Raw genomic sequence first — 21,000 nt, forward strand, 5'->3', positions numbered from 1 at the left:
ATTGAAGTTGCTTGATTAATTACTGTCCTTAATAGTTCTTCTTGTTCCGGCAACTTCAATTTCAACACGGCGATCAGGTGCCAAGCAATCGATCAATGCTTTGGTTTTTTTCTCGCCGATGCAGCTGTTTCCGGTAACTGGATTTGCTTCGCCTTTACCGTCGACAAACACGCGATCAGGACTGATGCCTCTGGATACGAGGTGAGCCTTTACAGCTTCGGCACGGCGCAATGACAAGTTTCTGTTGTATTCATCCGAGCCAATACGATCAGCGTAACCAACCGCAATAATCAAGTCATATTTAAGATCACTGATACCACCGACAAATTCATTTAATGATTGAACGCCAGCCGGTTTCAATTTTGCGCTATCAAAATCAAATAATGCATCGGCAGAGAACGTAATTTTATCCGGTGCTGTAGTGCCAGCGTCTGCCGCGGCAGCAGCAGCGGCAGGAGCAGCTGCAACTTCATCCGGTTTTTTAACCAAATCCGGATCGCATTCATGGATAGCCATGGCCGGGGTCCAGTAACCCGTCCGCCAGCACAAGCCAGTAGTGTTTCTTGCAACGATACCGCGATCATCAATGCCGTATGCTTCCGGTTTTTTGACCGTGCTATCAGCGCCTGTTCCCTGTGCCAAAACAGCACCAGAAAACATTGCTGATGAGAGAATCATTCCTATAATGGTATTTTTAGCTGATATTTTCTTCATGCTGTTGTCCTTTTAATGAAAACTCCGATTCATAGAGTTCTTTTGATTATACAAAAATGATTTGCAATCATATTCTAAAAGCCTTTTCAATTCTACTACTTCAAGCAAACTCGTGTGTAATATCTCGTTTTAAATATATGAATAACCGAACCGTTGTGTTGCAATAACGCAACATTCGAGTCTTTGAAATTGCCAATCAAATCGCAAAATGTGATTGATGGCCGGGTAATCGATGGGCTCATAAGAAACAGGATCCGGGTAATTTACGTTTGTCGTGCAGGCCTGGTGTCTGGGATAATCGTGCAGAAAGCGACGAATTGCCCAATAATCGGACGTATACTTGGATTGATTGGCTTTTGGGCTTGAACTGATCTGTTCCTCATTATTTTGTGAAATTATCTAATTGCCGGGACATCGCATGATTGAAACTGCAGCAGAAATTTCTTTGTCGGCTCGTGATTTATGTCGTGAATATGATCGCTATGTGGCGGTCGATCATGTGAATCTGGAGTTACATCGAGGCGAAGTGTTAGGATTGCTCGGGCCGAACGGCGCTGGAAAAAGCACGACCATGCGCATGTTGACCGGCCTGTTGGCTCCCAGCAGCGGTAGCATACAGATTTGCGGTATCGATCTTTTAGAGCAACCCACCGCAGCGAAAGCGCAGGTGGGTTTTTTACCGGAAATACCGCCGCTGTATCTTGATTTGACCGTTGACGAGTATTTGCGATTGGCTACGCGATTGCATCGTGTGCCAAAAGCGGAAGAGTCTGCCGCGTTGGCAAGTGTTAAACAGCGCTGCGGGTTGAATGATTGTGGCAATCGCTTGATTGGCGTTTTATCGAAAGGATTCCAACAACGTGTGGGAATTGCACAAGCTATCATCCATAAGCCGGCTGTCATTATTTTGGATGAACCCAGTGTTGGGCTGGATCCAAACCAAATGCGTGAAATCCGTCAATTAATACGGGATTTGGGTAAAACCAGCAGCGTTATTTTATCAACCCATCTGTTATCGGAAGTTGTCAGTGTCTGCGATCGCGTGCAGATCCTGCATAAGGGCCAAGTGGTGTTCAATCAGAGTATGCCGGAAATACAACAGCGCGATATTCATTTGGAATCGATATTCACGCAACTTACTCAATAACATTAGGAATCGCCTCATGATTGCGATCATCATCCGCAAAGAATTAACAATGCTGTTTATTTCTCCGCTCGCATGGGTAATATTAGCCGCGATTCAATTTATTTTGTCTTGGTTCTTTTTTGTGCGGCTTGATGCGTTTCTTGAGATTCAACCGCAAATGCTGCAGATTGCAAATCCTCCGGGTGTGACCGAAATGATTGTGTCGCCCGTTTTTGCGCTGGCCGCCATCGTCTTGATGATGATTGCTCCTATACTATCGATGCGTTTACTCGCGGAGGAACGCCGCAATCATACGCTTAGTTTTCTGATCGCCGCGCCGGTTTCTATTGCCACTATCGTTCTCGGAAAATTTTTTGCGCTCATGATTTTTTTTACCGTCATCGTAACCCTGATCGCGTTATTATCCGTGTCCCTACTACTTGGCGGCGTGTTGGATATGGGTTTGATCACGGCTAATTTGCTCGGGTTGTTTTTTTTGACCGCCTGTTTTTCCGCGCTCGGATTGTATTTCTCGAGCCTGACAGCCCAACCCGCTATTGCTGCAGTTGCTTCATTGACAGCGTTACTCGGACTCTGGATGATCGATCTGGCTGCCAGTGAGACCGAGGGATGGTTGCATTATTTTTCATTGCTCAAACATTTCCGCCACTTTAATCAAGGCTTGATCGATACTTTGGGAATCAGCTATTTCCTGTTGTTTATGATTTTATTTCTGGTGCTGACGATCCGCCGCCTCGAAGGGGAGCGGCTGCATGACTAATCTTATTTGATCATAAGCCATGACCGGAATTAATCATAAACTGCGCAGACAACATCGGATTCATCACGGTGTTTTTGTAATTCTGTTATTGGCGCTAATGGGTGTGCTGGGTTATCTTGCAACGCAATATCGAATGCAATGGGATATCAGTCAAAATCAGCGGAATAGCTTGAATGCAGCCAGTATCGAGATTTTGCAAAAATTGCCCGGACCGGTGCAGGTAACTGCGTATGCGACGGAATACCAGGCGGAAATCGGAGACATTCGCAAAGTGATTGCCGATTTTGTGGCGCTATATCAGCGGGCTAAACCTGATTTGGCATTGCAATTCATCGACCCGGTGGAGCAGCCCTTGCTCGCCCAAGAAGCAAATGTGCAGGTCAACGGTGAGATCGTGATTACCTACCGGCATAAAACCGAGCATCTCGCGGTGATCAATGAACAGACTTTCTCTAACGCGCTGATGCGATTGGCGCGCTTGGAAGATAAATTGATTCTCGAATTAAGCGGACATGGTGAACGCACACTAGATGGCGCTGCGAATTTTGACTTGGGAGAATTTGGAAAATCTTTACGAAGATCCGGATTTGGCAATCAATCGCTGAACCTGGCCATCGAACAGGAGATTCCATTGGATGCGGATCTGCTAATCATTGCTTCGCCGCAAGTGGATTTGTTACCGGGCGAAGTGGATAAGCTGCTGGACTATATCGACCGGGGCGGCAATTTATTATGGCTAGTCGATCAGGAATCGTTGCGCGGCTTATTACCGCTCACTGAGAAATTACGCCTAACCTTAACGCCCGGTGTTGTGGTCGATCCGCATGCGCAACAACTGAAAGCCCCCATAACTTTTTCATTAGGCGCGGTATACGGACAACATCCGGTTACCAGCGGCTTTCAATATATTACGGTGTTTCCGTATGCGCGCCAGATTACGATTGACGATAACACCGACTGGAATAGCGTTTCGCTGGTTGAAGTGGCGCCGAATGGATGGGTTGAAACCGGCGATTTGAATGCCGAGATCGCATTTGACGAAGCGGCGGATGTGCCGGGTCCTATCAGTGTTGCTGCAGCATTATCCCGCAATATCAACGATCGCGAGCAGCGCATCGTGATTGTCGGTAGCGGGCACTTTCTGGCGAATACTTATCTGGGAAACGGTAATAACCTGGATTTTGGAATAAATTTAGTGAATTGGCTGACTGGTGATGAAGAAATGATGATCATTCAACCCCGTGCAGCGCTCGATGGTAATCTGGCGTTGAGTCAATCGCAATTGACGTTTATCGCCGTGGGATTGATGGTGGCATTACCGTTGCTGTTTCTGGCAATCGGAATCAGTATTTGGTGGTATCGCAGGAGAAAAGCGTCGCCATGACACATCATGCCCGTCTTAATTGGATCATGTTTGTCACCATCGCAGGTTTGCTGGTGTTCTTATACTTCAGGCCCTCGTCGCAAGAGACCCCGGATTACCCGATTGTCAATAAGCCCATATCATCCGTGCAGAGCATGCGCATCATCCGGCGTCATCAGGAAGAAATCGCGCTTGAACGTTCCGGTGCTCAATGGCGCATGATAAAACCGGTAATGGCCGCAGTTAACGAGCAGAAAATCCTGGCAATTTTTGAGATTCTGAATGCACGCAGCGAGCATCGGCTTCCCGCCACCGACCTGGGGCGTTTTGGTTTGCTGCAACCCAGTGTGCAGCTTTTTTTCGACGATCAATCGATCAGTCTTGGCGGTTTTGCTCCGGTCAAACATCAACAATATGTGCAGACAGAGCAACATGTTTATTTGATTTCGCCACGCTACGGCTTGTCATTGCCGCGTAACGCCACCGAATTGATCAATCCTATCTTGTTGCAGCCGAATGAGAATCCGATAAAACTTGTTTTGCCGCAATTTGAAGTTGAGCGGCAAGAAGGTCAATGGCAGATCCTTTCTCTCAAACAGGTCGAATCAGTCGATCAGGAAACCATTGCGCAATGGATCGAGCGTTGGCAATCGCTACCGGCAAGTGAAATGACAATCGGCGATCTCGCCGAAGCCGGATCAACAGAAAGGAGTCGGATCGGAATTGAATTGCAAGATGGACGAACCATTGATTTTCAAGTATTGCAAAATGAATCATCCATCATTGTGCTGAGATCGGACAATGGAGTCGGTTATCAATTTCCAATCGAGACCGGCCGGCAATTGCTTGATCCGCATGTCTTTCAGCAGCAATCGTTAATACCCAGCCACTGATGCCGGAATTACCAGAAGTCGAAACAACGCGGCGCGGCATTACACCTTACTTACAGGGACAGACAATCGCGAAAGCCGTCGTCCGCAATGCAAAACTGCGCTGGCCGATACCGGATAATCTTTCGGCATTAGTCAGCGGACTGGCCATTCAGGATATTCGCAGACGGGCCAAATATTTGCTGCTGGAATGCGAAACTGGCACATTAATCATTCATCTTGGCATGTCGGGCAGCCTGCGCGTTTATCCATTGATAACTGCACAAAAGGCCGAACTGCCCCAACAACATGATCACTTTGACTTGGTTTTGCACAATGGAACGGTATTGCGATTACGAGACCCGCGTCGTTTTGGCGCAGTATTATGGCAAGCAGGGGATGCATTGCTTCATCCTTTGCTGATCAATCTGGGACCGGAACCGTTGACACCGGAATTCAATGCCAGCGGATTGTTTGCTCAAACCCGCGGCCGCGTTACCAGCATCAAACAGACACTGATGAATCAACAAGTCGTCGTGGGAGTCGGGAATATTTATGCCAATGAAGCGTTGTTTACCGCTGGAATACATCCTAAAACTCTAAGTGGCAGGATCAGCAAAATCCGCTATGAAAAATTGGTTCATGCGATTAAGCAGACATTACAGCAAGCAATCGAAGCGGGGGGGAGCAGTTTGCGCGATTTCGTTCACAGCGACGGAACCCCAGGGTATTTTCAGCAGCACTATTGGGTTTATGGGCGGGAAGGGCAGCTTTGTAAAAAATGCGGGAACCTGATTAAACAAATCAGGCAGAATCAACGCTCCAGCTATTATTGCCCGGCCTGCCAGCATTGAGATGATTTGATTTAGTAAATGACACAACAAGGGACATCATGAAAATTACATTTGTCGGCGGCGGGAATATGGCTTCCGCATTAATCAGCGGATTATTACGGCAGGGTTTTTCCGCGCAGCAATTGCTGGTGATTGAAATTAATCCTGAGAACCGTGAAAAATTAAAACAGAATTATGGGATTTCTGTATTTGAGAATCTTGCAGAAGGTATCGCAGACTGCGATATCATCGTGTTATCAGTGAAACCTCAGCAGTTACGTGATCTTACGCGAGATCTTGTGCCAGTATTGGATAATCAATTAGTGATATCGATAGCCGCCGGCATTCGCGCCAGCGATATCGTACGCTGGTTAAATGGCCATAACAGAGTTATCCGTGCCATGCCGAATACGCCTTCGCTCGTGGGAAGCGGGGTCGCCGGTTTATACGCGACGCCGGGAATCGATCAACAAGACAAGAAAAATGCCGAATCGATTATGGCAGCGGTTGGTTCGACGCTTTGGGTGGGTGAAGAAGAGTTATTGCATGCCGTTACCGCGATTTCGGGTAGCGGACCGGCCTATGTTTTCTATTTCATTGAAGCCATGCAACAAGCAGCCGTTGAGTTGGGCTTAACAACTGAACAAGCCAGGCAGTTGAGTTTGCTGACTTTTGCAGGTGCTAGCAAATTAGCTAATTCGAGTGATGATGACGTGGCTCTTCTGCGAGCGCGAGTGACCTCGAAAGGCGGTACCACCGAACAGGCAATTCTAACGATGGAAAAAAATGAGATTAAGTGTAAGATCATAGCCGCCATTCATGCAGCGAATGACCGCTCTCGCGAAATGAGCGATGAATACGGCAAGATATAATGCTTGGGAAACGCTGATTAATTCGGCGGACGAGATGAAGTACGAGGCGCACGGAACACAGCAATCGAGACATATCGCCAAAATAGGCGAGGAAGCGAGTACCGCGCAACGAAGTGATTTGCTCGTATAGTCATTTAATCAGCGTTTCCTTTAATGTTGTCAGTGGGTAATGCATTAACTAACAATTCGTTTTCTGGAAAATTACTATGTCCAATCAGATTCTAGTTTTTCTTATCGATACCCTCCTGGGCTTATTTTCATTAGCATTGTTGTTGCGATTTTATTTTCAGCTGTTGCGAGTGCCTTATTACAATTCGGTTTCGCAATTTTTAATTGCAGTCACAGATTTTATGGTTAGACCGGCGCGTCGTGTAATTCCCGGATGGGCGGGCATGGATATGTCGACGTTGGTGCTTGCCTGGCTGTTAGAAAGCATCATTGTAACCAGTGTCTATGTCGTGCAAGGTTATGATTTCGACGCCAACCTCATTTTTTCGCTGGGTATAATGGGAATGTTGGGGATTGTTTCCATCGTAAAAACAACACTCTATATCATTTTGGTTATGATCATCATGCAAGCGGTGTTGTCATGGGTTAATCCGAACAGTCCCTTGGCGCCGTTACTGGACAGTTTTACCCGGCCGTTTTTGATGATTTTTCGCAGACGCATCGCACCAATTGCCAATGTGGATTTATCGCCGTTATTCGTCCTGATTGTGATTCAAGTGCTACTCATGATTGTGGCGGGTTTTCATATGGAAATTTCGGCATTGCTGCAATAAATATGTAATCGAATGACACCATGGTATCGCTACGACAAGGCGAACAATTTGATACTCACGCTGCATATTCAAACTGGCGCAAAAGTTACCGGGGTCGCAGGCATTTACGGTGATGCATTGAAAATCAAGCTTGCTGCCGCGCCAGTGGAGGGTAAAGTCAACGCGATGTTGTTGAGCTATTTGGCGGATCGGTTCGATGTGCCGCTGAGTCAGGTGATTCTCAAGCAAGGTGACAAGTCGCGTCACAAATTGGTTGTGATTCAGCAGCCAATAGCGAATCCGGAGCAGCGATTGAACCAATTGCAGCAGCCTTTGTGAAACTCCAAAAAGATAAACGATCATGGAATTAATTTTATGGCGGCACGCCGAAGCTGAAGATACCTACCCCGATGCATCGCGCGAATTGACCAATAAAGGATTGGATCAAGCACAGCGGATGGCCAATTGGCTCCGGACAAAGCTTCCGGAATACACCCAAGTGATTGTCAGTCCCACAAGACGGACGCAGCAGACAGCGACCGCCTTGACAGAACATTTTATAACCGATGGTACCGTTGGGCCAGGTGCAAATGTCCAGGCGGTGCTTAATGCCGCAGGCTGGCCCAGTGCATCCGGCGTAGTCGTGATTGTGGGGCATCAACCGACGATCGGTGAGGTTGTCCATCATTTGATTCCGGTCGTGCCGGCGGGATTGCGTGTGAGAAGAGGATCGGTCTGGTGGATTCGTTGTCAGGAAAAGGACATGGGGATCGAGTCAGTATTGCATACCGTCATGTATCCCGACATGCTATGAAGTTTCGTACGGATAGCTTTAACCATTTTGGCTGAATTAGAGTTCTTGCGAAATATTTTCTTTTTCAATTTTATTCATACACTTATCCCAATAAGGCAAACCTTCGAAGCGTTTCACCATAAAATCTACGAATGCCCGGACGCGCTGTGACAAATGGCGGGTCTGCGGGTAAATCGCGTAAGCGGCAAGCGGCAGGCACTGATAATCAGCTAATAACGGTACTAGTGTGCCTTGCTCGATTTCCTGATAGACAATAAATGTTGGTAATAGCACGATACCCAAACTGGCGGTGGCAGCGTCGCGCAGAAATTGACCATTGCCGGCTTTCAAATAGGGTTTGATTGGTACTTTAATTAATTGACCGCCCGCATCGTGAAGCTGCCATTGCTCGATGTTGCTGATCAGGTTGTACGCCAGGCAACGGTGCTGATGCAGATCTGCCGGTGTTTGCGGTGTGCCATTACGTGCCAGATAGTCCGGGCTGGCGCACAGGATCGTTTGGATGGGCGCAAGGTGGCGCGCGATTAAGCTTGAATCAGGCAAACTGGCAATGCGAATGGCGAGATCGAAGCCTTCTGCCAGTAAATCGACTTGCCGGTCGTTGAAGTCCAGATCGAATTCAATGTCTGGGTGCTGTTGTAAAAATTCGTTGATGGCCGGTCTCAGATGCATCAGACCAAAGCTCAGCGGCACGGCGACTTTGAGATTGCCTCTCAATGCGCCGTGTGATTGCGATGTGGCGAGCTCGGCTTCGAGAATATCTGCGAGGATTCGAACCGCTTGCTGATAAAACGCCCGGCCGCTGTCGGTTAAATTCATCTGCCTCGTGGTGCGATGAAACAGTTCCACTCCCAGATGCGTTTCGAGTTCTTTCAAGCGGCGGCTTACGACGGACTTAGCGACATCCATACGATCCGCGGCGGCACTGATGCTACCGGTCTCGACCACGCGCACGAACGTGTTCATATTTTCGTATCGATCCATAAAAGTGCCTTATTGTTGCTATTATGAGAACAGTTATTTCTTTTGGAAGATATTTATTCTTATTATAACAACGATGATAATGCTCTCCATCAATTAAATAAACATACAGATTAATAGGAGGGAGTCATGGATACTATGACAGTCAATGCAGCACGAATCATCCCGGCAGTGGCAGTGCCGGAAGGCGCCGGAGTCACAGTGTACCGAACGATTGGCACACCCGTGATACGCAATTACGATCCATTCTTATTGCTGGATCATATCAGCAGCGACAAACCGGAAGATTATCTGGCCGGTTTTCCATCACACCCGCATCGCGGTTTCGTTACTTTTACCTATATGATCGATGGTCACATGGAGCACCAGGACAGCATGGGTAACCGCGGCGATTTGGGACCGGGATCGGCGCAATGGATGAAGGCTGCCAGCGGCGTGATTCATTCGGAAATGCCGAAACAGCAAAACGGCTTAATGCGCGGCTTTCAATTGTGGATCAACCTGCCGGCGGCGCACAAAATGGATCATCCGGAATATCAGGAATACGCCGCCGAAGCTTTTCCGGTGGTCGATGCGCAAGATTACCGGGCTAAAGTGCTAATCGGCCGTTATGCCGGCGTGCGGTCACCCATTATCGATCCCGTTACCGATGTTTCTTATTTCGATGTGAAAGTACAACCCGGCAAACATTTCCAACATCGTTTGTCCGCAGGACACCACAGTTTTCTGTATGTATTCGAAGGTGATGGGCATTTACATCAGCAATTTGTCGCAATGCATTCTCTGGCGGCATTGAGCGGCGCTGATGAGACTTTTGATTTTACCGCAGGAAGAAAGGGGGCGCGGTTGTTGGTTGTTAGCGGTAAACCGGTCGGCGAGCCGGTAGTGCAGTACGGCCCGTTTGTGATGAATACCCGTGAAGAAATCGATCAAGCGCTGCAAGATTTTCAAACCAACAGTTTCGTGCGCAATCGCGCGTGGATAAAAAAACGTCACGATTATTCCCATTCAACCATTTAAATGAGGAGATTCAAATGGAAAAAATTGCTCAACTGATAGCACGGCTATTTCTCGCACAAATCTTTTTTCTATCAGGGATTTTTAAGATTAGCGGCTACGAAGGCACGCAAGGTTATATGGAAGCCATGGGTATTCCTGGCATGTTGTTACCGCTCGTAATCGCACTGGAAATTGGCGGCGGCCTAGCACTTATTGCTGGTTGGCAAACGAAATGGGTATCGCTGGCATTGGCTGGTTTCACGCTAGTGGCTGCGGTGATTTTTCACAATAATCTTGCTGACCAGATGCAAATGATCATGTTCATGAAAAATATAGCGATTACAGGCGGATTGTTGCTGCTGGCGATACAGGGCGCTGGAAGCTACAGCCTGGATAGCCGCCGCATTTAGTAAATCCAAACCAACATTCAAAAAGTCGGGTTGTAACACATTTGATTTTCAAGTGCGAGGGAAAAAATAGTACATTTGTACTATAAAAACAGGAGGGGCTCCTATATACTACGAATTGGTTAAACTTTATATTAAAAAAGTGTAACTATTAGCAATAATAGATACTACATATCTGTATTTGAAATGAAATTTTTGATTTTTTCATTTTGCGATGTTAAATGCAAATGTGTTTCAAAATGATCAAACTTTAGTGATTTAGTTTATTGTATTAATAAAAAAGGAAGAAAAAATGAAGAGACTATTCAAGATCTTTAGTATTGCGGTAATTTCGTCAGCAGTATTAGGTTTTAACACAGCGATTGCTAGTACCACTTATACATTTAATAGTGCGGCAACATCAGACCTAATTACTGAAAATAGTGGTACGTATAGTGGTTCGATTGGTTATACGCCATTATGGAGTCCAGGCACAGTAACATCGGCTACATTGACCTTATTTTTGTCTGATGATATTTCAACTACATTGAAAGGATTTGGTGCGATTGATATTCCAAGGGAATGGGCACAAGTGACAAACGTCAGTGATGGTGCTTTTAATACCGGTTCGCATTCAGCTGTTGAAGTGGAACAAACCAATCCTTTATTTGATACAGCGAACTCGTTTCCGTTTAATACTACTTTTTCTGGAAGCGATGGCTTTGAGAGTCCTTTAACTTCAAACCCTATCAGTGAAGCTGCATTAATTGCAGCGGCGTTGGGCATTGGCCTAGTAGAACCAAGCGTGGCAGCATATACTTTTGATGTGACCGGCTTGATGAATAATGCAGGTTTATCGGGAAATTTATCTTTTGATCTAATAGCTCTTAACTTATATGACCCAGCTTCTTTACCTCCAGCTTTTGTTGCTGCAGCAGCAATATTTGGATTCAGTACAGCACTTGTACAAACAACTTATGAAGACTTTCTTTTCACAGGCGCGCAATTAACAGTCTCTGCTGTTCCTGAACCATCGATGTATGCGTTATTAATTTTAGGATTGTTCAGTATGTTTATGTCTAGAAAATTGTTTGGACGTAATAACTAATTTTTTAGCTTAATCTAATAAACTTATTCTTGAATTTTTGAGGCTATAAATAGTTAAAACTTTTTACTTTGTACCAATATTATTCGAATAAATATATTGGTAAAATTTTTAAGAATAACTATAAACTGTTAAACAGCGCACTTACTGATTAAGGTGCGCTGTTTTTTTATATGCTCAATTGCATCTAAAAGTACAACAGAAATAATGATGAGAAAAATTCGAAAAACTCACGCAATCTTTAGTAGTTATCATTTCTCTAAAAGACGACTAATTTTATTAGTTTTTCTAGCTGCGGTTGGAATTTGTGTTACATGGATTTTTTACGAAGTATTTTTTACCAAAACATCTGATGACTGGTTTGAAAGCATTGCGCGCAATAGCAGTTTAATAACATTACCAAAAGATGATGCGCCGCATCATGCTGAAATGGAATGGTGGTACTACAACGGCTATTTAAGTACTGAGTCGGGGAAACAATATAGTTTTCACTATACTGTTTTCTTGCTAAACAATGTTGTTCATCATATGGTAAGTCATACCTCCATCAATGATTATCAAACTGGTAAACACCTGACTGCTCAGCGAAGAACTGCGGGCAATCCATCAATAAACAAAGAAAATGGTTTTGAATTTATCCAAGGTGATTGGTTGATGGCAGGAGGTAATGGTACCGATCAGCTAAAATTTAACATCGAGAATATAAGTCTTGTACTAGATGTAATTAGTACACAGTCGCCGATTATCCATGGCGAGAATGGCATTATTTCGTTAGAAGATGCGGGCGATAGTTACTATTACTCACGCTCGCGTATGAAAATATCGGGGGCTTTGAAAATAGGGAATACTGTAGAAAAAGTAACAGGGATTTCCTGGTTTGATCATCAATGGGGCGATTTTTCCGTGGGGCGATTGACATGGGATTGGTTCAGTCTTCAGTTGAGTGATTCCATAGATCTGATGATCTATCAACTACGCGATAAGAAAACAAATGACAAAATTCTCTATATGGGCACCTTTAATCAGAATGGAAATATTGAAACGCTATCTGCAGAAGATTTTAATGTTACCCCTAAGAAAGGGTGGACCAGCAAAAAGACAAATATCGTTTATCCGATAGAATGGGACATTGAAATACCATCCAAGAATATCAAAATCACGATTAAGAGCAGGAATGAAAGTAATGAATTCGATGCTAAGTTAACGACTTACAATATCTATTGGGAAGGTGCCGTGAGTGTGCAAGGCACGCACACAGGTTTTGGCTTTATGGAGCTTTATTACATGGATGCTAAGAATTCTGAACTTCATAAGTCTTAGATATTTGATAATAACAGTCATTGGATAAATTAAATTTGTTTGATAATATACTTGTCTTATGTGTCGGAAATATATGCAGAAGCCCAATGGCTGAAGCATTGTTTAGACAAGCTTTTGTCGAAGTCAATAATTTCGACAGTCGGATAAGATCGGCGGGTCTTGGTGCATTAGTTGGTCATCCGCCAGATCCAAAAGCAATTCAATTGATGATGGAAAAAGGGATAGATATTTCTGATCATCGAGCTCGTCAGCTCAACCAAGAGATGATTCGCAAATCAGATCTCATATTAGTAATGGAGCTCGACCAGAAAAATAGGATTGAAGAAATTGAGCCGACTGCAAGAGGTAAAGTTTTTCGATTAGGTGAATGGGGAGGATTCGATATTCCTGATCCCTATCAAAAAGAAATACATATTTTTGAAGAAACGTTAAGTTTAATCGAGCAAGGCGTATCTCAGTGGATTAAGAAATTGTAATTTGCTAAGTTCATCGATAATCAGTTCATACAAAGTTGGGATATTTTATTCATAATAATGAATCCGTTAGGGACAAATGACTTCATTAAATCAGATTATCTTCTGATAAAATTATAAAAAACTAGAATAAATCTTTGCTTTTTACATCTTGAATGAGAATTCGTGGTTACGTAGTCAAGCAAAAGATGTTATGCCTCAAAAGAATCAATGTGTGCATTCGTGCATTATTATTTATAAGCCGTGATCAAGAATAGGATAGTTCAAAAATTTTCAAGAATTGAAAGAATTATCCTATAGAACTCTGTTTAATTAAGCTTTATCCTTTTCATATCATGAGGAGATAAATCATCGATGTGTGGAATTATTGGCGCGATTGGAAAGGCAAACGTGATTCCTGTTCTTTTGGAAGGATTGCAGCGTCTGGAATACCGGGGTTATGATTCCGCCGGTCTTGTATTCACTAACCATGGCCTAAAAAGGGTGCGGACTACCGGTCGAGTTAATGTATTAGGCCAGCTCGTTGAACAACAGAAAGCTCATGGATTGTCGGGTATCGCACACACACGCTGGGCGACTCACGGCGAACCCTCGGAACGTAATGCGCATCCGCATTTTTCCGGGGATGAGTCGCGCATTGCAGTGGTGCACAATGGCATCATTGAAAATCATGAAATTATCCGCACACAGCTCAAGCGCTTTGGCTATCGATTTTTATCCGACACCGATACGGAAGTTATCGCGCATCTAGTCTCTTTTAAGCTTAAAGAAGCAAACGATTTATTTGAAGCGGTTTGCTTGGCAGTGGCGGAGTTGCATGGCGCTTATGCTATTGCAGTCATGGAAGAAGGGCAATCCGATCGAATCGTTGTCGCACGCCACGGCGCACCGTTGATACTCGGTGTTGGCAAAGATGGTAATTATGTCGCATCAGATGTTTCCGCCTTACTGCAAGTGACTCGTGATGTGATCTACCTCGAAGATGGTGATATCGCTGAGCTAAGTAGTCATGGATTCAACATTGTTAATTGTCTGGAAAACCGGTTAGGCGATCCAGTCAGCCGCCCCGTGCATGAATCGCATTTATCCAATGAAGAAATCGGATTAGGTTCGTATGCGCATTTCATGCAGAAAGAGATTTTTGAGCAGCCCAGTGCGGTTGCTAACACGCTGGAAATGTTATCGAATACTCAATCGATCACTCCCAATTTATTTGGCAGCGAGGCGGAAATAGTATTCAAAAACACCGAACAAATACTAATTCTGGCGTGCGGTACTAGTTATCATGCCGGCTTGGTTGCTCGTTACTGGATGGAGAAGATTGCTGGATTGGCCTGCAATGTAGAAATAGCCAGTGAGTACCGTTACCGTAATCCTGTTGCAGATCCTGCCACATTGGTTGTTGCCATTTCGCAATCCGGTGAAACCGCCGATACGCTGGCAGCCTTCGAATATGCTAAGAAATTGGGCCATCGTTACAGTCTGGCGATTTGCAATGTGCCGGAAAGCGCATTGATCCGTCAGGCTGACTTACGCTTTCTGACTCGCGCCGGTCCGGAAATCGGTGTGGCATCGACCAAAGCATTTACCACTCAACTCGCTTCGCTGCTGTTGTTGACCATTACATTAGCTAAGATGCGTAACAAACTGAGTGAACAATCCGAGCACGAAATGATTGCGGCCATGCGCCATTTACCGAATGCATTACAACATGCGCTGCAAGTAGAGGATCAAGTCAAATTATGGGCGCAAAGTTTCGCGCAGAAGCACCATGCGTTATTTCTAGGCCGCGGAGTGCATTACCCGATAGCAATGGAAGGCGCGCTCAAACTCAAGGAAATCTCTTATATTCATGCTGAAGCATATGCAGCTGGTGAACTTAAACACGGTCCACTCGCATTGGTCGATAGTGAAATGCCGGTAATTGCCATCGCTCCGAATGATCAACTACTCAGTAAACTCAAATCCAATTTACAGGAAGTGCAAGCACGGGGGGGCGAATTATACGTATTTGCCGATGCAGATTCTCTGATCGTACCGAATGATCATCTGCACGTTATCCGTCTGTCCGAGCATGCAGGATTACTAAGCCCGATTTTGCATACGATTCCATTGCAATTGCTTGCTTATCATGTCGCACTCGTAAAAGGCACGGATGTCGACAAACCGAGAAATCTAGCCAAAGCGGTAACAGTTGAATAATTACAATCGAATTGAACTAATTGATGTGTTAAATCATGCACCTAATTCAAAATACAGTGAATGTGACAAAAGTCCCAAAAGATCAAATACATCCAACTTTGGCCTCGTTTTAAAGCAATTGCATCACTTACTTAGCAGGATAAAATGCATTCAATATTCCATTTGAGTACTTAGCTTCCAATGTTTGCGAAGAGAAGCATTGACAAAGATTAGGAAAGTTTTTTTTCATTCTTGAACTGATGGTTGTTCTTTTAAAAGTTTTTTTGTGTTGCAATAAAAACGAGGATTTAAGGTTGAGGTTATATAAGCCATTGCATATAGAAGAAATAATACTCAAGCGAGTAAGTCTTTTTCTTTTTCTGGTGATAGTGAGTCAACTGACAGCTTGCACTCTGATCCCGGGCCAACATATGAGGGCATTTGCGACTAAATCAAGCGTGGAAATGCCAGTTGACGAAGATAATGAAACAATTCTAAAAAGACTCAATATTCAAACGATTAATGCGCAGCTAATTATTGATATGGAAAAGGATATCAATAATCGCAGCCTCGGGCCTGACAATGTTGCCAATCATTATTTCGATTACCGTATCGGTTCCAAAACTATAAAAGGTACTCCAGAAGTAGAGCCTTATGATCAATACCGGGTGGGGCCTCGGGATATTCTGAATATTACTGTCTGGGGACATCCGGAATTAACGATTCCGGCGGGCGAATTCCGCAGCGCTGAAACGGCCGGGAATGTGGTGGGCGAGGACGGTACTTTTTTTTACCCCTACGCCGGTGTCATTCGAGCGGCAGGCAGAACAGTCGAAGATATTCGCGATGAATTAACGTTCAAACTTTCCAAGTATATTGAAAATGTACAGCTTGATGTTCGCGTGGCAGGTTATCGCAGTCAACGGGTTTACGTGGTGGGTGAGGTTACGCAACCTGGAATTCATTTAGTTAGAGACATACCGCTAACCGTTCTGGAAGCGATCAATAGTGCCGGTGGTGTAACACCGAGAGCGGATCTACGCAATATCACTTTAACGCGGAATGATAAAACCTACAGCATAAATCTATTAAGCCTTTACGAAGGTGGTGATGTTAAGCAAAACGTATTGCTCAGGCATGGTGACGTTCTCAACGTTCCGGACAACGATTTTAATAAGGTTTTTGTATTGGGTGAGACCAATCTGGGGCGCGGTTTTGGTGCCCGACCACGGAGTGTCGTGATGAATAAAGCGCGAATGACATTGACCGAAGCGTTAGCTGATTCTGGTGGTTTAGATCAGGAAACTTCGGATGCCGCAAGGGTTTTTATTTTCAGAGGCGCTTTGGGAAAGTCCGCCATCTACCATTTGAATGCGAAATCGCCCGATGCGTTTATCTTGGCGGATCGCTTCCCTCTACAGCCGCGTGACGTGGTTTTTGTAGACCGGGCAGAAGGTATCCGTTGGAATCAAATCATCGGACAAATTCAACCAACCGTCGATTTGTTGAATTTATTTGACGGATCCCTGCGTGTTCAGCCATTCAGAGCAGTCCCTTGATAATTTACTTGCATACCGCCCATGCCTAATTCGCAACCAGAGAACACTCATCATGTCACCCAATTCGACCCGGATAACGAGGGCGATGTAATCAATTTGGGTGAGTTGCTGAGTATTATGATGGATGGGAAATGGCTTATTCTGGCCACAACCTTTTTTGTTTTTTTTATAGGCATTGGCAAAGCCTTTATTGATACGCCGATTTATAAAGTCGATGCGATGCTACAAGTGAACGAGAAATCACAGTCAATGATAGGTGTTGAACCGTTAACCGATATGTTCGGAACGAAACTTCCGGTAATGGCTGAAATTGAGCTGATTAAATCCAGAAAAGTGCTTGGGACCGTCATTAATAATCTGGATCTGGAAGTTATTGCCAAACCGAAGTTTTTCTCTTTTGCAGGCGAGGCAATTGCAAGAAGATTCGTGCAGCGTAATTCAGATAATGCAGTGTCCAGTGCGTTATTTGGCCAGGCCGAATATGCCTGGGGTGGGGAAGCGATACAAGTTGGCTCGCTGACGGTACCGGATGCATTGAGAGATAAGGAATTCACATTATTGGCAGGAAATCAAGATCAATTCCAGCTTTTCTTGAACGATGAATTAATTGCTGAGGGTGAAGTGGGAAAACTGATAAATCAGAAAATTGACAATCATCAGCAACCTATCCATCTATTTGTATCGCTATTGAAAGCTCGGCCTGGCACGCAATTTACGCTTATTCGGCAATCCTCAAATAATGCAATACGACAACTTAGAAATAGTTTGACGGTATCGGAGAAAGGTAAAAATACAGGAATCCTGGAATTGACGCTGGAATCGGACAGTGCTGAGTATGCAATCCGGGTATTGAATGAAATTGCCAACATTTATGTACAACAAAACGTTGAATATAAATCCGCCGAATCGCAGAAGACATTGGAATTTCTCGATAAACAATTGCCGATCATCAAAGAGCAGATGGAGGCTTCGATAATTGCCCTGAATGAATATAAAAACCAGAAAGGTTCTGTCAACCTGGATATTGAGACGCAGCATACCTTGGCAGGAGTTGTCGAAATAAAGACGCAAATTACCCTCTTGCAACAAAAACGTGATGAATTGCGGCAGAAATTTACCGAATCCCACCCGAATGTGATTGCGGTAGATAAGCAAATCGCACGGCTGCAAGCACAACTACAATCACATAATCAAATGATCAAGTCGCTACCTGAGACACAGCAAGTTACTCTGGATTTATCGAGCGATGTTAAGGTAAGCACCAATCTATACACCACATTACTCAATAATGCGCAGACATTGCGTGTAGCGAAAGCAGGTACTGTAGGCGATGTGAGAATTATTGATTACGCGGTTCTGCCTGATAAAGCGATTAAGCCGAACAAACCTCTAATTGTTGGCGTGGCTTTTGTTCTGGGTTTGTTCCTGGGAATCGTGGGGGTTTTTGTTCGTAAGTCGTTGTTGCGCGGCATCGAAGACCCGGATTTGATCGAGAAACAACTGCACATTCCCGTGTACGCCACTATTTACCATAGCAAGGATCAAGACTTGCTCAACAAAGAATTGAGCAAATCCGGTAAATCCATCCGGCATAGCAGACCGGCGGTTCTATCGCTTCGCAACAGGGATGATGTAGCAATCGAAAGCCTCCGGAGTTTGCGCACGACGATCCATTTCTCTTTATTGGAAGCACAAAACAATATTATCGTGATTACCGGGCCAAGTCCGGGCGTTGGTAAATCATTCGTCGCCGCGAACCTTGCGATAGTCATGGCCGATGCCGGCAAGAAAATATTATTGATCGACGCCGATATGCGCAAAGGCGAAATCAACAAATCATTTGGGATAACTCGTGAAAACGGTTTATCCGAAGTCATACTCAATACGCAGTCAGTTCAAGACGCGACGCGGGAAATACTGTCAGCCCATATCGATTTTATTCCAACCGGAACTATTCCGCCTAATCCATCTGAGTTATTGCTGCATGAACGTTTTGGCCAGCTTCTGGATGGATTTACCAAACAATATGATCTGATCATTATCGATTCCCCACCTATTTTGGCGGTTACCGATGCCGCGATTATCAGTCGGCTAGCAGGCGCGGCGCTCATGGTGATAAAAGCTGGATCACATACCAAACGCGAACTGGAACAGAGTATTAAAAGATTTTCCCAATCGGGTACCCCGATTAAGGGCATTGTATTCAATGATATGCCGCAAGCCTCTTCTCGTTATGGCTACGGCTATCATTACGGCAAGTATGTCTATCAATATCATTACCAAAAATCAAAGTAGTTAGTTGTAATTATGGATATCGACCTGGTTTTTGTACTCTTATTCAGTACTTTTTTGTCAATTTTGTTTATCCGTTTGACTGTTTATTTAATGTATTCCCTTAATTTGGCAGATAAACCGGATGCTGCGCATAAATTGCATGATATGCATACACCGTTTGTAGGTGGAGTTGGCGTGTTTGCAGCGCTATGTTTCGCGTTCATTATTTTGATTAATCATTATCCTGAGCATTTGCAGAAATGTATTGTTTTAGCGACTTGCTCCATTCTAATTTTTATCACCGGTTTTGTTGATGATGCAATTAAGCTCGGTTACAAATTACGTTTTTTAATTCAAGCAATTGTTGCGCTTCTCATGATTTTTTTGGGTGGAATTGTATTGCACGAACTCGGCGGGCTGCTATTTGGATTTCCTTTGCAACTTGGAGTCTTTGGTATTGCTTTTACTTTGATTGCTACCATTGGTGGAATCAATGCGCTGAACATGATTGACGGGATTGATGGATTGTCCGGTTCCATTGCTCTTACAAGTTTGTTGTTAATTGGTGTGACCGCGTATTTAGCTGAAGATCATCATAATCTAATACTGATCTGTGCGCTTGCAGGAGGAGTGATTGGTTTTTTATATTATAACCTCCGGCATTTTTATCAACACCGTGCACGGGTTTTTCTTGGCGATAATGGCAGTATGTTGCTGGGATTGATGTTTGCCTGGTTGCTGGTTGATCTTTCTCAGAATCCCAATCCAGCAATTACGCCGGTAACAGCAATTTGGCTCTTTTCTGTTCCTCTGATGGATATGTTCGGGGTCATGTTGCGCCGGATGAGTGCCGGACAATCTCCTTTTGCTGCGGATCGACAACACTTGCACCATTTACTGATGAGATCCGGCTTCAGAGTCATGGAAATCGTTTTCACAATGGTTTTTTTACACGGTCTGCTTGGAATAATTGGACTAGCGGGTATGTATATGGGTGTTCCGGAATTTACCATGTTTCTTGGTTTTCTCCTGATATTGACTGGATATTTCTACTTGACGCATCACCCTGAAAGTTTTATATCACTTCTCAGAAATTTTGACATATTGCTTAATACGCGATTGAAGTTTGCACCCGTTTCCCACAGTAATAACCTTATTGGTAGTTACTCTGCTAAAGAAATCGAAGTGCTTGCTAAAGCAATTAGTGATGAATTGGGATCGGAGATGAATTTCTGGATAAGAGTTTTTAGAAAACCATCAGAATCCCATCATTTAGGCAATCGCTATGCGACTACACTTCATATATGGGTTGACAAAAATATTGATCTCTCAAAAGAAAACATTAAGCAGTATATAGCATCACTACAATGGCGATTAATAGAACAACGAGGCATTCACTTGCATCGATTTTCCAGTCGTAAAACGGATTTCGATCCGGCAATTTATAGTCAAGGAAGTCCCTTCGGTGAACCTAAAGCTATGAGTCGGCGGGAACTGGGACCACAAGCGTTGTCTTTCGAGATTTTACGCTGAAAATATAATGACATTTGTTCGGCTGCTTCTAAAATATCTACCGAGTTTACATATTC

21 protein-coding genes are annotated in these 21,000 nt (G+C 44.4%); 19 read left to right on the forward strand and 2 right to left on the reverse strand.

The window, feature by feature from the left end:
• Positions 1-15: 15 nt before the first annotated feature.
• Complete coding sequence (locus ACV7NC_RS01515) at positions 16-714, reverse strand: OmpA family protein (RefSeq protein ID WP_458153673.1); 699 nt, start codon at positions 712-714, stop codon at positions 16-18.
• A gap of 418 nt (positions 715-1,132) precedes the next feature.
• Here ACV7NC_RS01515 and ACV7NC_RS01520 point away from each other — a divergent pair, with 418 nt between their 5' ends.
• From ACV7NC_RS01520 to ACV7NC_RS01565, 10 genes are all read left to right on the forward strand, one after another.
• Entirely contained in the window at positions 1,133-1,861 is a 729-nt protein-coding gene (locus ACV7NC_RS01520) for an ABC transporter ATP-binding protein (RefSeq protein ID WP_458153674.1), read from the forward strand.
• Between the two features lie 16 nt (positions 1,862-1,877).
• Positions 1,878-2,621: an ABC transporter permease gene (locus ACV7NC_RS01525; RefSeq protein ID WP_458153675.1), complete on the forward strand. Its 744-nt coding sequence runs from the start codon at positions 1,878-1,880 to the stop codon at positions 2,619-2,621.
• A gap of 19 nt (positions 2,622-2,640) precedes the next feature.
• Positions 2,641-4,005: a GldG family protein gene (locus ACV7NC_RS01530; protein ID WP_458153676.1), complete on the forward strand. Its 1,365-nt coding sequence runs from the start codon at positions 2,641-2,643 to the stop codon at positions 4,003-4,005.
• Complete coding sequence (locus ACV7NC_RS01535) at positions 4,002-4,877, forward strand: DUF4340 domain-containing protein (protein ID WP_458153677.1); 876 nt, start codon at positions 4,002-4,004, stop codon at positions 4,875-4,877. Before ACV7NC_RS01530 ends, ACV7NC_RS01535 begins: the two co-directional genes overlap by 4 nt.
• A complete protein-coding gene (gene mutM / locus ACV7NC_RS01540; RefSeq protein ID WP_458153678.1) occupies positions 4,877-5,707 on the forward strand; it encodes a bifunctional DNA-formamidopyrimidine glycosylase/DNA-(apurinic or apyrimidinic site) lyase in 831 nt (276 codons plus the stop codon). The genes ACV7NC_RS01535 and mutM overlap by 1 nt, the downstream gene beginning before the upstream one ends.
• Before the next feature lie 38 nt (positions 5,708-5,745).
• Positions 5,746-6,558: a pyrroline-5-carboxylate reductase gene (gene proC, locus ACV7NC_RS01545; RefSeq protein ID WP_458153679.1), complete on the forward strand. Its 813-nt coding sequence runs from the start codon at positions 5,746-5,748 to the stop codon at positions 6,556-6,558.
• Positions 6,539-6,688: a hypothetical protein gene (locus ACV7NC_RS01550; protein WP_458153681.1), complete on the forward strand. Its 150-nt coding sequence runs from the start codon at positions 6,539-6,541 to the stop codon at positions 6,686-6,688. The genes proC and ACV7NC_RS01550 overlap by 20 nt, the downstream gene beginning before the upstream one ends.
• Before the next feature lie 76 nt (positions 6,689-6,764).
• Positions 6,765-7,340, forward strand: a complete 576-nt coding sequence (locus ACV7NC_RS01555; RefSeq protein ID WP_458153682.1) for a YggT family protein — start codon at positions 6,765-6,767, stop codon at positions 7,338-7,340.
• Between the two features lie 12 nt (positions 7,341-7,352).
• Complete coding sequence (locus ACV7NC_RS01560) at positions 7,353-7,658, forward strand: DUF167 domain-containing protein (RefSeq protein ID WP_458153684.1); 306 nt, start codon at positions 7,353-7,355, stop codon at positions 7,656-7,658.
• Between the two features lie 22 nt (positions 7,659-7,680).
• Positions 7,681-8,133 (forward strand): SixA phosphatase family protein, encoded by a 453-nt coding sequence (locus ACV7NC_RS01565; RefSeq protein ID WP_458153685.1) that lies wholly within the window; start codon positions 7,681-7,683, stop codon positions 8,131-8,133.
• A gap of 36 nt (positions 8,134-8,169) precedes the next feature.
• Here ACV7NC_RS01565 and ACV7NC_RS01570 read toward each other — a convergent pair whose 3' ends face one another.
• On the reverse strand, positions 8,170-9,117 hold the full coding sequence (locus ACV7NC_RS01570; RefSeq protein ID WP_458153686.1) for a LysR family transcriptional regulator: 948 nt from the start codon (positions 9,115-9,117) through the stop codon (positions 8,170-8,172).
• A 126-nt stretch (positions 9,118-9,243) separates the two neighbouring features.
• Here ACV7NC_RS01570 and ACV7NC_RS01575 point away from each other — a divergent pair, with 126 nt between their 5' ends.
• The 9 genes from ACV7NC_RS01575 (at position 9,244) to ACV7NC_RS01615 (ending at position 20,944) form a co-directional block, all read left to right on the forward strand.
• Positions 9,244-10,134 (forward strand): pirin family protein, encoded by an 891-nt coding sequence (locus tag ACV7NC_RS01575; RefSeq protein ID WP_458153687.1) that lies wholly within the window; start codon positions 9,244-9,246, stop codon positions 10,132-10,134.
• Between the two features lie 14 nt (positions 10,135-10,148).
• On the forward strand, positions 10,149-10,523 hold the full coding sequence (locus tag ACV7NC_RS01580) for a DoxX family protein (RefSeq protein WP_458153688.1): 375 nt from the start codon (positions 10,149-10,151) through the stop codon (positions 10,521-10,523).
• A gap of 289 nt (positions 10,524-10,812) precedes the next feature.
• Positions 10,813-11,607, forward strand: a complete 795-nt coding sequence (locus ACV7NC_RS01585; RefSeq protein ID WP_458153689.1) for a PEP-CTERM sorting domain-containing protein — start codon at positions 10,813-10,815, stop codon at positions 11,605-11,607.
• Positions 11,608-11,811: 204 nt separating this feature from the next.
• Complete coding sequence (locus ACV7NC_RS01590) at positions 11,812-12,924, forward strand: lipocalin family protein (protein ID WP_458153691.1); 1,113 nt, start codon at positions 11,812-11,814, stop codon at positions 12,922-12,924.
• Between the two features lie 35 nt (positions 12,925-12,959).
• Positions 12,960-13,400 (forward strand): low molecular weight protein-tyrosine-phosphatase, encoded by a 441-nt coding sequence (locus tag ACV7NC_RS01595; protein WP_458154810.1) that lies wholly within the window; start codon positions 12,960-12,962, stop codon positions 13,398-13,400.
• Positions 13,401-13,751: 351 nt separating this feature from the next.
• A complete protein-coding gene (gene glmS, locus ACV7NC_RS01600) occupies positions 13,752-15,599 on the forward strand; it encodes a glutamine--fructose-6-phosphate transaminase (isomerizing) (protein WP_458153692.1) in 1,848 nt (615 codons plus the stop codon).
• 239 nt (positions 15,600-15,838) lie between these two features.
• Entirely contained in the window at positions 15,839-17,137 is a 1,299-nt protein-coding gene (locus tag ACV7NC_RS01605; protein ID WP_458153693.1) for a polysaccharide export protein, read from the forward strand.
• A 21-nt stretch (positions 17,138-17,158) separates the two neighbouring features.
• Positions 17,159-19,432, forward strand: coding sequence for a polysaccharide biosynthesis tyrosine autokinase (locus ACV7NC_RS01610; RefSeq protein WP_458153694.1), 2,274 nt, complete (start codon positions 17,159-17,161; stop codon positions 19,430-19,432).
• A 12-nt stretch (positions 19,433-19,444) separates the two neighbouring features.
• On the forward strand, positions 19,445-20,944 hold the full coding sequence (locus ACV7NC_RS01615) for an MraY family glycosyltransferase (RefSeq protein ID WP_458153695.1): 1,500 nt from the start codon (positions 19,445-19,447) through the stop codon (positions 20,942-20,944).
• Positions 20,945-21,000: the final 56 nt, after the last annotated feature.

The sequence above is a fragment of the Nitrosomonas limosa genome, assembly GCF_054188085.1.

Coding starts and splice junctions, on each gene's coding strand:
- ACV7NC_RS01615 (WP_458153695.1), top strand. CDS start 19,445: ATGGATATCGACCTGGTTTTTGTACTCTTATTCAGTACTTTTTTGTCA.
- ACV7NC_RS01605 (WP_458153693.1), top strand. CDS start 15,839: ATGGTTGTTCTTTTAAAAGTTTTTTTGTGTTGCAATAAAAACGAGGAT.
- ACV7NC_RS01575 (WP_458153687.1), top strand. CDS start 9,244: ATGGATACTATGACAGTCAATGCAGCACGAATCATCCCGGCAGTGGCA.
- ACV7NC_RS01560 (WP_458153684.1), top strand. CDS start 7,353: ATGACACCATGGTATCGCTACGACAAGGCGAACAATTTGATACTCACG.
- ACV7NC_RS01530 (WP_458153676.1), top strand. CDS start 2,641: ATGACCGGAATTAATCATAAACTGCGCAGACAACATCGGATTCATCAC.
- ACV7NC_RS01565 (WP_458153685.1), top strand. CDS start 7,681: ATGGAATTAATTTTATGGCGGCACGCCGAAGCTGAAGATACCTACCCC.
- ACV7NC_RS01590 (WP_458153691.1), top strand. CDS start 11,812: ATGATGAGAAAAATTCGAAAAACTCACGCAATCTTTAGTAGTTATCAT.
- ACV7NC_RS01535 (WP_458153677.1), top strand. CDS start 4,002: ATGACACATCATGCCCGTCTTAATTGGATCATGTTTGTCACCATCGCA.
- proC (WP_458153679.1), top strand. CDS start 5,746: ATGAAAATTACATTTGTCGGCGGCGGGAATATGGCTTCCGCATTAATC.
- ACV7NC_RS01555 (WP_458153682.1), top strand. CDS start 6,765: ATGTCCAATCAGATTCTAGTTTTTCTTATCGATACCCTCCTGGGCTTA.
- ACV7NC_RS01580 (WP_458153688.1), top strand. CDS start 10,149: ATGGAAAAAATTGCTCAACTGATAGCACGGCTATTTCTCGCACAAATC.
- ACV7NC_RS01550 (WP_458153681.1), top strand. CDS start 6,539: ATGAATACGGCAAGATATAATGCTTGGGAAACGCTGATTAATTCGGCG.
- ACV7NC_RS01610 (WP_458153694.1), top strand. CDS start 17,159: ATGCCTAATTCGCAACCAGAGAACACTCATCATGTCACCCAATTCGAC.
- mutM (WP_458153678.1), top strand. CDS start 4,877: ATGCCGGAATTACCAGAAGTCGAAACAACGCGGCGCGGCATTACACCT.
- ACV7NC_RS01520 (WP_458153674.1), top strand. CDS start 1,133: ATGATTGAAACTGCAGCAGAAATTTCTTTGTCGGCTCGTGATTTATGT.
- ACV7NC_RS01525 (WP_458153675.1), top strand. CDS start 1,878: ATGATTGCGATCATCATCCGCAAAGAATTAACAATGCTGTTTATTTCT.
- ACV7NC_RS01585 (WP_458153689.1), top strand. CDS start 10,813: ATGAAGAGACTATTCAAGATCTTTAGTATTGCGGTAATTTCGTCAGCA.
- ACV7NC_RS01570 (WP_458153686.1), bottom strand. CDS start 9,117: ATGGATCGATACGAAAATATGAACACGTTCGTGCGCGTGGTCGAGACC.
- glmS (WP_458153692.1), top strand. CDS start 13,752: ATGTGTGGAATTATTGGCGCGATTGGAAAGGCAAACGTGATTCCTGTT.
- ACV7NC_RS01515 (WP_458153673.1), bottom strand. CDS start 714: ATGAAGAAAATATCAGCTAAAAATACCATTATAGGAATGATTCTCTCA.